Genomic DNA, 14,594 nt, shown 5'->3' on the forward strand with positions numbered 1-14,594 from the left:
GTTTATGTTTTTATTTTCCCAATTATATTTTTTTCAAACTCTTCATTTCTGAAGTATTCCCTTCTTTTATACTGATGGCAGTACCTCCACCGGGAGCGATGTATTGTTTCAAAACACTTTTTGAAGTGATTATGATTTTTTGAATCGTATAATTTTGTGGTTTTTTGTTCCAACTGGCATCTTTAGCATCCGAATAAACTGTTGCGATGTAATTTTTACCTTTTGGAAGATAATCAAAAGCAATAGTTGCCGTTCTTGAGTTTTCATCAGTGATGCCACCCACGAACCATTCATTTTTACCTTTTGCTTTACGGGCAATAGTGATATAATCTCCCGGCTCAGCTTCTAATATATAACTGTTATCCCAGTCTATGGCAACATCTTTTATAAACTGAAAAGCATCTGGAAAACGGTTGTAGTTCTCCGGAAGATCTGCCGCCATTTGAATGGGGCTGTACATAGTCACGTAATACGCTAATTGTTTTACCAAAGTAGTATTGACACGTTGGTTTCCACCAGTTTTGTAATAGGTAAGATCAGTTTGAAAAATACCGGGTGTATAATCCATTGGTCCACCCATCAAGCGGGTAAATGGTAAAATAGTGGTGTGTTCCGGAGCTAGTCCTCCCATGGCTTCAAACTCTGTTCCTCGGGCTGATTCTTGCGCGACCCAGTTTGGATACGTACGGTTTAATCCCGTAGGACGTACCGCTTCGTGGCTGTCTATCATGATTTTATAATCGGCAGCGCGCTCCGCGACGTGTATGTAATGATTGACCATCCATTGACCGTCATGATGTTCACCACGCGGAATAATCTTCCCTACATATCCCGTTTTTACAGCATCATATCCATTGGCATTCATAAACTCAAAAGCACGATCCAAACGACGTTCGTAGTTTGTTGCAGCTCCAGAAGTTTCGTGGTGCATGATGATCTTTATCCCTTTTGCGGCAGCATAATCATGTACTGCTTTGACATTAAAATCAGGGTAAGCAGTTGTAAAATCAAATACTTCTTCTTTCCAATTGTTAACCCAATCTTCCCAACCTATATTCCAACCTTCGATAAGGATAGCATCAAACCCATTTTTTGCTGCGAAATCAATGTATTCTTTGGCATGTTCCGTTGTTGCTCCGTGTTTTCCATTTGGCGTAAGTTTAGTGAAATCTTGACCTAGTTTTACATTAGTCTCTTTTCCATACGCCCAGGTACTTTTTCCAGCAACGAAATATTCCCACCAAATTCCAATGTATTTCACTGGTTTTATCCAAGAAACATCTTTGTAACTTGTAGGTTCATTGAGGTTTAAGATTAGTTTTGAAGCCAAAATATCAGTGGCCTTATCACTTACTACAATAGTTCTCCAAGGGGTTTGCGCATCCGTTTGCATGTAACCTTTATTCCCCACAGCGTCCGGGGTAAGATGGCTGCTCATTTTGAAAGTACTCGCATCCACGTTTAAAGACATGGCTGGATAATTAATCAATGCCGCTTCGTGAATATTGATGTATAAACCATCCGAAGATTTCATCATGGAAGGCGTTTGTACCGCCAAATTTTTGATGGGAAATTGGGAATTGATTTCGATGGTCGCTTTTTTCATCAACGAAGGAATTTCGGAAATATTTGATGTAGTATAGGCATACTCATTCGTGTCATAATCTCCCGGAATCCAGAAAATTTTATGATCTCCTGCCAATTGAAATTCGGTATGTTCTTCTTTGATTACAAAATAATTCAAATCATTTTGTTTTGGGAATTCATATCTAAAACCCAATCCATCGTTGAACAAACGAAACCGAATTCGGATGTATCGATTGTTGTTTTTGACTTGCGCCAAAGTAACTAGCAGTTCGTTGTAATTATTACGAATCGTTTTTTGTTCGCCCATAACGGGATCCCAATTAACATCAACAGCCGCTTGAGTTGTATTGGTGATAGAAAATCCATCAATGAATGACGCTACATCTTTTGTTTCTAGCCCTAAAGTACTGGATTTGATAACCGGTTTTCCCTTGTAGATTAATTGGTAAGAAGGCACTCCATTTTCTCTCAATTCAAATTTTAGAACAAGATTTTTGTTGGGCGAATTGATCTCTTGTGCGAGCATGCATAATGGGCTTGCGCAAACGAATAGAAATAACACATGAAAACGTATTTTTGGAAGTCTAAAGTTCATATTTTTTATTTTATTTATTAATAAGGAGATGTTATTGTGGTTTAATAGTGTTGCTTTAATTTAGATTCTAGCCATTTTTGAATGCGCTGAATAGTTATGAATGGTTCTTGCGGAATTTTCACAGCATTGTGCGAAGAACATAAGTCCTACCTTAATAAGTTGACACAAAGGCACAAAGACACATCCGTTAGAAGTATTTAAAAAAACTATCAAATTGCTTAAAAGTGACAAAGTGATGTGAATTAAACCTTTTGCGCCTTTGTGTTTTACGGCAATAAATGGAATAATGTTTTGGCTAACGTGTGTTACCTAAAACTAATTTTCAGCATTAGTTTTTCAGTACTTTATATTGAAATGGCAATAAACTTATTTGAGTAGTTGCTGTTATTGCAGCACTGGTAAATCCATCTTTCCAAGTCAATTTAGATAATAAAACAGGAATAGTATAATTTACTGTTGCAGAGGTTAAGTTAGATAATACAAATACTTTTTCAGTACTGGTTTCCATGGTGAATGCACTTACAGCATCACTACTATATCCTTTGTAAGTTCCTTTTTTTAGGGCAGAGCTAGAATTTCTGAAAGCAATGATTTTCTTATATTCGGCTAGCATATCTAAATCGGCTGTACTCCAGTCAATAGGGGTACGGGTAAAATATCCGATTCTTTTATTGTACCCTACTTCTTGTCCGTTATAAATCATTGGTACTGAATTCATGTATGCTGCAACTACAAATGCTGCAATAGATCCTTTTTTTCCACCAAATAACTCTAATGGTGTGCCATCAGAAAGGTTAACATCATGATTGGTTGTATACCTTACAATTTTATTTTCAGGATTATAATTATTAGCATATTCGGTAGCATTAGAATCTTGTAAAGTAGTAGCAGATTTATTTTCTTTAAAAACTTTTTCTAAAGTACTGAAGAAGTTAAAACCAAAAGTATAATCAAAACCAGCAGCAAATTGATTTACTTTCGTTCCTTCTGCAAGCATTAATAGGTTTTGATTTTTTTTGATATTTCTTAAAGCGCTAATGGCTTCTGTCCAAAAATTCTGAGGGACAAAATCAGCATAATCACATCTAAAACCATCTATGTTTGCGCTATAAACCCAATAGGACATCGCATCAATCATCGCACTTCTCATTTCAAGATTAGTAAAATCTAACTGCGCTACATCATTATAATTAGTTCCAGGAGGAATAATGATATTTCCAGTAGCATCTTTTTGATACCAATCTGGATGATCAGTAATCCAGGCATTATCCCATGAAGTATGGTTAGCAACCCAGTCCAATATAACCGCCATGTTTTTTTTGTGGGCTTCTTCAACCAAAACACGTAAATCTTCCAAAGTTCCAAAAGCTGTATTTACAGCTTTATAGTCTTTAACAGCATAAGGGGATCCTAATCCGCCTGCTGATCGAACTACTCCAACAGGATAAATAGGCATTAAATAAATAACATTAACACCAAGTTCTTGAATAGAAGTTAGTTTTTCCTGAACTCCTTTAATAGTTCCCGCCTGACTAAAAGCACGAATGTTTACCTGATAAATGACCGCATCTTCTTTTTTAGGCATTTTTTCAAACCGTGTTCCATATTGTGGATAAGCCGGAGCTGGAGTTGACTCATTATCCGATGTATTGCATGAAGCTAGTACCGAAGAAAAGATAAGTACAAAAACGATGTTGATATATAATTTCATTTTTTTTGATTTTTAATAATTATCGTGTAAACTTAGAAATGGTTGCATCCCTCCCTCTTTTTCAGTAAAAAGGGATGCTTATTAAATTACTAAAAACCATTTTTATGCTAAACGAATATCTGTTTGTTAGATTTTTTTGACTGTATAAGTAGCAGTGGGAGGATAAAGTCCGGTTGTTGCGTCTTTTTCTTGTATAGAAAAGGTTACCTCATAAATCCCAGCTTCACTTATATAATGAGCGCCCGGATCGTCCAGATATACTTTCCCGTCATTGTTGTTTTTTGGACCATAATTTATTATCCAAGTGTTGTTAAGTCTGAATTTTAAATTTCCAACTTTTAAAGCGCCTTTAAATTTCCATATTTTTAGTTGGTGGTCATAAGACATATTGGTAGAGTTATCCCAACCTCCGTTAGTTGCATCTCCAACAACACCCCAAGAAAAAGGAGTAGCTGTCCATTTTGCAGTGTTTAGGTTTATAGTCATCTGATACGAACCCGCTTTTGCAATTTGAAAATCGGTATCACTACCATTAACGATATTTCCATTGGCGTCTGCTCCGTAATATTGACTCCAGCTTCTTTCATTGGCGAATTTAAATCCTAAACCTTGAGTTTCTGGAAAAGTCACAAATCCTTGAAAAATACCACTATCAATTGCTTTTAGTTCTGCAGCAGTATTTATATCCCATCCTTGGTAACTTCCCGGCATATAGATGGCTCCAAACACTACTTTTTTAGCAAAAGGGGTTATGCTTAATTCTATAGGATTTGAATATATTTTTCTATCCAAATTTGATTCTACACGAACGACTATTTTTCCTGCAACATCAACTGGAAGGCCTATTTTTATAGCCATTTTATTAAGGTCGCTTCCTGAAAAAGCTTTACTTAATACATCGACTCCAACTTCAACACGAACTGCTTTTGACCATGCTGAAGCTCCAATGGCATCTGCTGGAAGATCAAATTGTAATGCATACGTTACAGGTGCATTGACAGGGAATGTTACCGCAGGCCAGGATAGGGTTAGCACAGACAGATTTTCATTTTCTGTGGAAATTACGATAGCGTTTGACGAAGCCTCAATTGGACCCGAAAAATTTACTTCTTTTAAAGAGGTAAGTATGGCATCATTTTCACAGGATACACCAAGGAAAAGTAACGCGCAAATTACGAATAACTTGTTTATATATTTTTTCATAATAGTTCTATGTTTAGTAACCTGTATTTTGTTTTATTCCTTTGTTTGCATCCAATGCCGCTGTTGGTATTGGGAACAATTTTCTGTAATTAGCAGAGACACCTCTGAAATCATTTGCTAATAAGAATTTGTCAAAACGAATCATATCTTGTCTTCTGTGTCCTTCCCAATTTAACTCAAATCCTCGCTCATTATAAACATCGTTTAATGTAGGATTTGTAGCTAATATTCCAAGTCCGGCACGTTGTCTGATAGGATCTATGAATGGTTTTGCAGCAGCGGCATTTCCTAGTCTGACATTGCATTCTGCTTTCATTAATAATACATCAGCATAACGGTAGATAGGAAAATCATTTGATGCTCCACCACCGTCCATAGGGGTAACAGGATAAAATTTAGTATTACGAACACCAGCTTGTGGTGCGGCACCAGGGTTGTCTAATGACGCTACATCAATAGAATAATTTACTCCTCCGCCTTGGTCTCCATAACGAAATTGTTTTTTACGAATATCTTTATCATCGTATTTTATAAAGAAATCTTTCGGAACAATAGTACCATTCCATCCACTATAGCCAAACAAGTTTTTGGCGTCTGGTCCGTTTAGGCTACGAACCGTAAAAATATTTCGGGATACTACATTTGCAGTAACAAACATCGCTAATATGGTTTCATCATCCGGGAGTACATCTCCAAATAATTCATAATATTTGTTTCCCATTGGACTGGAAGCATTAGCTGCACTGGAATGAAGTGAGAATCCACCAGCATTTACTTTATCGCAAGCTGCCAAACATTTTTCCCATTCGGGAGTGCCTGTATATACTCCCGCATTCAAATATACTTTAGCTAATAAAGTGTATCCTGCCCATTTATTAAATCTTCCGTAATAGTTTCCACCTTTGGTAGCCGAAAGGGTTTCCACATTTTCTGTTAACTCCTTTACGATGAAATTATAAACCTCCTTACGGCTTGATTGTGGAATTTGATCTACAGTTATATTGTTATCCGTGTAGAAAGGAACATCTCCAAAATCATCTATCAATAAATAGTAGAAAAAGGCTCTCAATACTTTAGCTTCGGCAATTTTTGAAGGTTCAGCATTTGATTTTTCTAATTGGTTAACGGCTAAATTAGCATTGAAAATAGATTTGTACAACCATCTCCAAGTGTTGTTTATAAAAGAATCCGTTGGCAACCAATCGTGTTTGTATAAACGAGCAAAATCCAATTCCCAGTCACCTGTTGTTCTATGAGGAATAACTTGTTCATCTGAGCTAAAGCAGTTTAAGTCATACCAACCTCTGTCTGCCCCAGCATATCCTACACCATCCCAATTTCCGCCAACTTGGGCGTAAACACTTGCCAATGCAACATCGGCTCCTTGCGCAGATCCATAAAAGTCATCGGCTGTATATTTATCATATACTTTTTCATCAACATTGGTACAACCAACAAGTAATAAGAAACTTAGGCTTCCTATTAGCAATATATTTTTGATTTTCATTTTTCTTTTACTATTTAAATTTCACATTCAAACCAAAGGCAAAACTTCTGGTACGCGGATAAATACCATTATCGCCTCCAAAGCCATTACTACCACTCATATTTAGTTCGGGATCAATTCCTGAATAGGGTGTAATCAATAGTAAATTATTTCCGGTAAGAGAAAGGCGAACAGATTCAATATATTTTATCTTTTCAAAATGAAAATTGTAGCCAACAGTTACATTTTCTAATCGTAGAAAAGAACCATCTTCAAGCCATAAATCAGAGCCATATTTAGAAGTGAATAATCCTAAAGGAATGGCACTGTCTAAAATATTTGCTTTACCGATATTTTCTAAATAACTTAAGCTTGATCGAAGGCCATTGTATATTTTGTTTCCTCCTGATCCTCTCCATAACATAGAGACATCTAAATTTTTATGTTGGAAAGTAGGGTTAAATGCATACGTGTAAGTTGGTAAAGCGGAACCTTTTATCAAACGATCCGGGCTTGTATTCCCTTGATCTATGATTCCATTTTTGTCAACATCAAGTACAGTTTCAGAATTTGCATTGTCTTTTCCAGTATGATGTAAGATGTTGAAAGTCCCAATAGGCTGGCCCGCTATCAAAAATGAACTTGGTCCCCAAGACACATTATCAGTATTTAGCGGAACTCCATTGATGCTACCGCTTAAGTTTAATACTTTGTTTCTCAATAACGATACATTCCCGGCAAGTGTAAGTGTTGTGTTTTCTGTTTTTATCAAATCATAGCCTAAGGCAACCTCAAGTCCTTTATTTAATAGACTTCCTACGTTAGCTTTTATTGTATTGAAAGGAAATGGAGGTTGTGGAACAGTATAATCAAATAAAAGATTATCAGTAGTTGCTGTAAAAACATCAACAGTTCCTCTAATTCTGTTATTTAAAAGAGCAAAATCTACTCCGATGTTGGTTTGTTTTTTTGTTTCCCAACGTAAATCTGCATTGGCATTTTGAGTCACATTGAAATTGGTAATTTGTTGCCCTCCAAAATAAGTTACTCCAGATCCACCCACTAATGAAATAGAATTTTGTGGATACAACCCTTGTTGGTTACCGGTAACACCATATCCTCCACGTAATTTTAACTCGCTGAAAATAATTTGGTTAGCCATAAAAGGTTCCTTGTCTATTTGCCAAGCTGCCGAAGCTGAGGGAAAATCTCCCCATTTATTATTTACACCAAATACTGAAGAACCATCTCTTCTGATACTCGCCGTAAATAAATATCGTCTTAAAAACGTGTAATTTATACGTCCTAAAAACGAAACTAAGGTTCTGTCGTTTTTATATGATTGAATGTCACCTGGTTGTACCTTGGACAAATCACCTAATTGCAAGGCGTTATAAGTAGCGATATCATTGATGAAACCTTTGGCTTGGGCAAAATTACCTTGATAGGTTTGGTTTTGCCATTCGTATAATGCCAAAGCATTGATGCTGTGGTCTCCAAATACTTTTTTATACAAAAGACTAATATTCATTAATCTTTCATTTTGCCTGTTGTTACTAATGTTAGCGTATCCTTTTTGGTCTATTGCATAAGCATTAGTCGATTCAGCGGGAAGATAATATCCATTTGTACTATTCGTTTTTCTCCAACTTCCAAACCAACCTGCTGTTAAGCCTTTGTATAAATCTAAATCTGCTTTAAGGCTTCCAAATAAATTGTCATTTTGACCTTGATTAGTTACCGTTTGTGCTGCTGCATATGGATTTAGGTATTGAAAAACATTCGGATCTGTAAAATAACTTCCATTAGTATTATACACCGGATCCGTAGGGCGCATTACATAAGCATTTGTAATTAAATTAGATGTAAATGCTGCTCTCCCGATGCTTCCAATACTATTAGTTGCATTGGTAACGCCGCTGTTAAGATTGAAAGTCAATTTTAATTTATCATCCATCGCCGATTGAGTGGCTTGAATTCTACCGATATATTTTTGATTACTCGTGTTGATTACAACTCCATCTTGTAAAATTGCACTTATCGAAGCTCTATAACTAAACGTATCTGTTCCTCCACCAAAAGATAACGTATGCGTTTGAGTAGCGCCACTTTTAGTAAGAATACCATACCAATCCGTATCTGAACCATGATTGGCCGAGGCAGGAACGCCAACTAATTGCGCTTGTTGCCACCATTGATCCGCATTCAGCATGTCTAGTTTTTTAGGAATATAATCGATAGCCATTGAGCTGGAATATTCTACAGATGTTTTTCCAGCTTTATTTTTCTTGGTACTGACAATAATTACACCAGCAGCACCTCTAGAGCCATAAACGGCAGTAGCAGAGGCATCTTTTAATATGTCCATCGAGGCGATTTCACTTGGAGGAATTTGGTTTAATAAATCCATATTTCCTTGAACACCATCCACAACAACTAAAGGATCATTTCCCCCAATTAACGAAGATATTCCACGAATTCTTACACTTGGTGCCGTACCTGGCTCACTACCCGTTTGGGTAATATTTACCCCGGCCATTTTACCGGCAATTAATTGTAATGGATTCACAACTGCACCTTGATTCATGTCTTTGGCAGCGATTGAAGAAACTGCACCTGTAACATCTTTTCTGGTAGAAGATCCATAACCAATCAATACAACTTCTTGTAATGTAGTTGTTTCTGGGAAAAGTTGAATAACGCTATTGTCTTGATTTGCAGAAACTCTTCTTTGTTTATATCCTATATATGATATCAGAAGCATGGCTTCACTGTCTTCAACGGTTATTTCAAAATTTCCGTTAGCATCAGTAATAACTCCTTTTTTTGTTTTTTCTTCAATGATGGATGCACCGGGAAGGGGCATTCCATTTTCATCAGATACTTTCCCTTTGATGGTCTTTTTTAGATAAAACTTCTCATCTTTTTTTTCAATAAGAGGTTTTTTCAAAATAATTTGAGTATCCCGAACTTTAAAATCCGTACCAGTTCCTTTGAATAGTTTATCTAAAACGATATCAATTGTTTGATCCTTTACACGGATAGAAATGATCCGATTTAAATCAATATCATTCATTTTATAAATAAATCGAAAATCTGTTTTTTGCTCAATGGCTTCGATAACCGTTTCCACGGTTGTGTTGTTTAATTCTAAACTTACTTTTGTTTTTTGGGCATAAGTATTAGCTCGAATATTAAACATGGCCACCAAAAGAAGGAGAGTAGTTAGTTTCAATTTTAGGTTATTTTGGAACAATGGGAAATGGATCCCACTATTCTTTGGTTTTTTTTTCATAATTTTGTAAATAGATTGTATTTAATCAGTTAGGTTCAGTCACTTATTCAATCGGAAATTGTTCGTAGCTCTTTCCGATTTTTTTATACTTCAATAGTTAACTCGTCATTTTTCATTGGTTTTTAAGGGTTATTTAATTAGTATCTCATTGTTTTTTATAGTGTAATTAATGCCGTGAACATCATTAAAGTAACTCAGTACTTTCTCTATTGGTTCATCACCAAAACTGGCATAAAATTTCTCATTAGCCAATTTCTTGTTTTGGTTAACAATAGTAACATTGTAGTGTCTTTCCAGTTTTTTTGTTATGTCATTAAAGCTCAGGTTTTTAAATATCAACCGCCCTTCCATCCATGAAGTATAAACATCAGTAATAACAGGTTTTGTTTCAATATGATTGTCTTTTCTATTAAAACTACCGTTGTATCCGGGTTTTAGAACGGTGTTTTTATTGGCGTCAAATTTTTCATTTGCAGTATATAAACCTACTGAACCTTCTACTAAAACTACATCGGTTAAATTATCTTCAGGATAACTGGAAACATTAAAATGAGTTCCTAAAACACGAATGTTCAAATTATCTGCATTGACTATAAAAGGGTGTTTTTTATCTTTTGTCACATCAAAAAAAGCTTCTCCGTCCAAAAAAACCTGTCTGTTTTCACCAACAATAAATCGTACCGGATATTTAAGTGTGGTTCCTGAGTTCAGATGTACAATTGTTCCGTCAGATAATTCCAATTCAAATCGTTTTCCGTATGGAATCTTAATGGTATTGTAAATTAGTTTTTCTAAAGGGGTTTCAGTATCGTAGGCAATTTTATTTCCATTATGGGTTGCTACAACATTTCCTTCGGAGTCGGTTACTTGGGATTTATTACCGGCTGAAATAATTTGCACATCACCGTTTGCTAATTGCAAAGTGATTTCATTGCTATTTATAATTGCATCATTTTTTTGTTTGAAAAAACCGTGTTGATAAGACCATCCAATAGATAACAAAACAATAATCGATGCTGCAACAGAAATGTATTTGAACATTGGAAACTTTTTGGTTTCAATTGCTGTTGATTCCGTTTCTTTTGCATTAATTAATATTTTATAAAATATTTTATCTGCAGTCGCTTCATCCAATTCTGGCATTTCATTTACTAATATTTTTATGTCTTCAACTGTTGGAAAATCAGTAGTAAGTTTGTTTTGTCTGTAATAGTCAACAACTTCATTACCTTCTTCCAAATTGCATTGGTTTAAAATAAATTTATGAAGTAATTTTTGTATTTCTGAATTTTCATTCATTTCAAATTGGGTTTTTTGATCCTGTACTATATAATACAGTTGAAGTGAAGTTGACTACTACTCAAAAGTTGTGATTTTTTTAATTTTAACATAAAATAATTGCTAAAAAATAATTATAAGACCTGTAATCCCCTTGTCATTACTGATGTTGTTTGATTTTTTACAAAATAAAAATTTTTTAAAAAAAGCCAAAAAAAATCACCCAAAAAGAGTGATTTAGGGTTTAATTTTTTTTATTGATTTATAAGATGCCATCATGACCTTTAAAAAAAAGGCGCATTGATTCCAGTGCTTTGCTCATTTGGCTTTTTACGGTATTTACAGAAATGCCTAATTCACGGCTGATTTCTTCATAGGTTTTACCGTGTTTGCGCGACATTTTAAAAATTAGTTTGCGTTTGGGAGGCAGTTGTTTAATGGCTTGTTTTTTTAGTCTTTTGCAATCGGCTTCTCGAATGGAATAATCACCCTGATCATGAGATTTTTGACTTTTATAGAAAATCTCTTCTTTTAGAAGTTCATCATTGGCGGCTTTATTCAAAAAATTAAAGGCTTGATTTCTGGCAATGGTGAACAAATAGGATTTAAATGATTGCGCTAAATTCAAGTTTTCTCGATGCAACCAAACTTTCAAAAAGACTTCTTGAACGTTTTCTTCAGCTAATTCTTTTGACTTTAAAATACTAATACTATAGCCATAAATATCTTGGTAATAGAAATCAAAAAGGGAACGAAATGCTTTTTCGTTGTGATTTTTGAGTTCACTAACCAATAATTGTTCACTATAGTTTTTTGTTTCTGACATTAATTTGGATACCCTTTGTTTTTTGGAGAATATAATAAGATACTCTCAATTCTAGCCTCTTAATTGCTTAAAGAATTAGCAAATATATAAAAATATTATTCGCATGGATTCCTTTGAGTAAAAAAGGGTTTTTTAATTTATTCACATAACTTTGGAGATAAGTAATATTACAATAAGGAAGAATGGATTCAGTTTGCCTCAAAAATTAGACTTGTAATAAAAAAGCTTCCAGTCTTAAAAAAAGGCTGGAAGCTTTAATATAGAATAAGAAATATTAATTCTTTAAATCCTTGATTACTTTAAAGGCGACATCCACTTCATTTTCGCTAACCAAAATTGTAAACTCATTTGAAGTCGAAATTACTTCGTTGATGATAATTCCTTCCCAAGCCAAACGTTGGAAAATGAAATAGTAAATTCCAGGAACAACAATGTTTTCTTTGGGTAATTTTACCGTTATAGAAGCCAAATTGTCCAGTTTTTGAATCAATTTCTCACCAGCAAAATGTTTGTCAACTAGATGGTTGATGGTGTTGCTTACCACAATATTTGTTTCATTTACGCCTCTTGACGAGGTATAAAAAATATCTGGAAAAGCATTTAAATCGGTGATTAATTCTGCTTGTTTATTTAAAACCGTATCGGATGCTGCAAAAGTATAATCGGTTAGTTCAGAACGAACTGTAATTTCTCCAATGTTTTTTATTACTTTATTAATTTTATGATTTAATCTGAAATCCAACTCTTCCGTAAGTCTTTTTAGAGACATAACAACCGCTCCTTGTTTTACTTCTTTACCAAACTCAGATTCTAATTCCGTCATTATATTCCGTGATAACGAAGTCAAATTAATGATTCCTAGAGATAAAGCATTTAATAAAAAAGGCTTTGTTTTGATGTAATTTTCTACAATGGATGAAACAGTTTTCATAATGTATTAGGTATTTTTACGTATTTTCTACTTACTATTAGTATCAAAAATCTTTGCAAATATAGATAAAAAACAATTTGTTACAAATATAACATTATTTTTTTTTGTTAAAAATAATAAAAAGCATCTATAAGGTGTTCAATTACAAAAGATTTGCCTTCTTTATGTATCGCAATAATGTCAAAACGAACTTCAATGTCCAGATCTCTATTACTTACGAAAGCATCTACGGCTTTTACTAAAAGCTGAATTTTTTTTGGTTTTACAAAATCTTGGGGCAAACCAAATTCTAGGGACGAACGGGTTTTTACTTCAACAACAGCGAGGGTGTTTTCTTTTTGGGCAAGAATGTCAATTTCGGCTTTTTGGAAAGTCCAATTCGTTTCTAGTATGGTATAGCCCTCTTTTTGCAGGTATTCTACAGCCATTTCCTCTCCAAATTTTCCCAGTTCGTTGTGTTCAGCCATAAAAAAGTGTTCATTGGTCAGTTCGTAAACTTCTGCAATCGAAAATCGTTAATCAACAATCGAAAATCAAATTTTATTTTTTTTATTCAAAAACCACTGTACTTGAATTTTTGTCCAAATGCAGAGTTACTTTACTTCCTAAAATCAACGCTCTGTTATCATGAATATGTCCCGCCGGAAAATTGTAAATAATAGGAATGTTGTACTTTTTTGTAACATCCTCTATGATTTCAAGGGCATTTTTGCCCCAAGGAATATCATTGTCTTTCATTTTTGACATTGATCCAACAATAATTCCCTTAATGCTTTCTAAACAACCGTTGCGTTTTAAGTTCATCATCATGCGATCGATATGATACAAATACTCATCTAAGTCCTCTAAAAACAAGATTTTATCAGTGCAATCTATCGCTGATTTTGAGCCAAATAAACTATATAAAATAGATAAATTTCCGCCAACTAATTCACCGGAAGCATCACCCAATCGGTTCATTATATTAGGTTCAATTGTATATTGTAATGGTTTTCCAAACATAGCGATTCGTAACGTTTCAATGGCTTCAGGAGTTGCTTTTGGAATACTGATGGGCATTATACCATGAATAGATTTAAAACCCATTGTATTCAAATGATTGTGTAAAACGGTCACATCACTAAAACCAATAATCCATTTTGGATGCTGTTTAAATTTGGTAAAATCCAATAAATCGATCATTCTCACCGTGCCATAACCACCCCGAACACACCAGATTCCCTTAATATTTGGATTGTCTAATTGTTCTTGGAAATCAGCTGCACGTTGTTCATCCGTCCCCGCCAATTGATTATCATCTAAACCTATACTTTTTCCAATGACAACCTCAAGTCCCCAATTGTGCAATAAATCGATAGCAGGTTTAAGGTTATCGTCTATGTTTTTTCTGGCTGTTGCCAATATGGCTATGGTGTCTCCTTTTTGTAAAATTGGCGGTGTAATCATTGTAGTGTTGGCTTGAGAATTGAAAGATTGGAAAACAAAAATAAGAAATAGGAATTTATATAATACAAAATTGCTGTTTATAAAAGTAAATCGGGTAGCATGCATATTTATTGCTTTTTCTAAAATAAATCAAATAATAAGTTTTTGAAGACTAAAACAAAGATAGACAATTACAAAATAATTCTAAGTTCCGTATTCAAATGACTATTTTTACAATATTGGATACAAAAAGCAAC

General features: G+C 34.5%; 10 protein-coding genes. All 10 read right to left on the bottom strand.

The annotated features are described in order from the left end of the window. Positions 1–22: 22 nt before the first annotated feature. The 10 genes from ACM55G_RS02360 to ACM55G_RS02405 all read right to left on the bottom strand — a co-directional run bounded on the left by ACM55G_RS02360 (position 23) and on the right by ACM55G_RS02405 (position 14,358). Positions 23–2,182, bottom strand: coding sequence for a glycoside hydrolase family 97 protein (locus tag ACM55G_RS02360; protein WP_416842298.1), 2,160 nt, complete (start codon positions 2,180–2,182; stop codon positions 23–25). 328 nt (positions 2,183–2,510) lie between these two features. Beyond that, the gene (locus ACM55G_RS02365) at positions 2,511–3,893 is read right to left on the bottom strand and encodes an alpha-amylase family glycosyl hydrolase (protein ID WP_416842299.1); all 1,383 of its coding nucleotides are present in this window, start codon (positions 3,891–3,893) and stop codon (positions 2,511–2,513) included. Positions 3,894–4,019: 126 nt separating this feature from the next. Continuing rightward, positions 4,020–5,096, bottom strand: a complete 1,077-nt coding sequence (locus ACM55G_RS02370; RefSeq protein WP_416842300.1) for a SusE domain-containing protein — start codon at positions 5,094–5,096, stop codon at positions 4,020–4,022. 13 nt (positions 5,097–5,109) lie between these two features. Then, on the bottom strand, positions 5,110–6,603 hold the full coding sequence (locus ACM55G_RS02375; RefSeq protein WP_416842301.1) for a RagB/SusD family nutrient uptake outer membrane protein: 1,494 nt from the start codon (positions 6,601–6,603) through the stop codon (positions 5,110–5,112). Positions 6,604–6,613: 10 nt separating this feature from the next. After that, positions 6,614–9,877 carry a TonB-dependent receptor gene (locus ACM55G_RS02380; protein WP_416842302.1) on the bottom strand — a complete coding sequence of 1,088 codons (3,264 nt, stop codon included), beginning with the start codon at positions 9,875–9,877 and terminating at the stop codon, positions 6,614–6,616. Between the two features lie 129 nt (positions 9,878–10,006). Beyond that, positions 10,007–11,176, bottom strand: a complete 1,170-nt coding sequence (locus ACM55G_RS02385) for a FecR family protein (RefSeq protein WP_416842303.1) — start codon at positions 11,174–11,176, stop codon at positions 10,007–10,009. A gap of 241 nt (positions 11,177–11,417) precedes the next feature. Then, positions 11,418–11,981 carry an RNA polymerase sigma-70 factor gene (locus ACM55G_RS02390; protein WP_416842304.1) on the bottom strand — a complete coding sequence of 188 codons (564 nt, stop codon included), beginning with the start codon at positions 11,979–11,981 and terminating at the stop codon, positions 11,418–11,420. Between the two features lie 274 nt (positions 11,982–12,255). Beyond that, positions 12,256–12,912 carry an aspartate kinase gene (locus ACM55G_RS02395; RefSeq protein ID WP_416842305.1) on the bottom strand — a complete coding sequence of 219 codons (657 nt, stop codon included), beginning with the start codon at positions 12,910–12,912 and terminating at the stop codon, positions 12,256–12,258. Between the two features lie 107 nt (positions 12,913–13,019). Further along, positions 13,020–13,379, bottom strand: coding sequence for a YraN family protein (locus tag ACM55G_RS02400; RefSeq protein ID WP_416842306.1), 360 nt, complete (start codon positions 13,377–13,379; stop codon positions 13,020–13,022). Between the two features lie 82 nt (positions 13,380–13,461). Next, the gene (locus tag ACM55G_RS02405; RefSeq protein WP_416842307.1) at positions 13,462–14,358 is read right to left on the bottom strand and encodes a S66 peptidase family protein; all 897 of its coding nucleotides are present in this window, start codon (positions 14,356–14,358) and stop codon (positions 13,462–13,464) included. Between the last annotated feature and the right edge of the window lie 236 nt (positions 14,359–14,594).

Origin of the sequence: Flavobacterium algoriphilum (assembly GCF_048158655.1) — a bacterium.
GTDB classification, from domain to species: Bacteria; Bacteroidota; Bacteroidia; order Flavobacteriales; family Flavobacteriaceae; genus Flavobacterium; species Flavobacterium algoriphilum.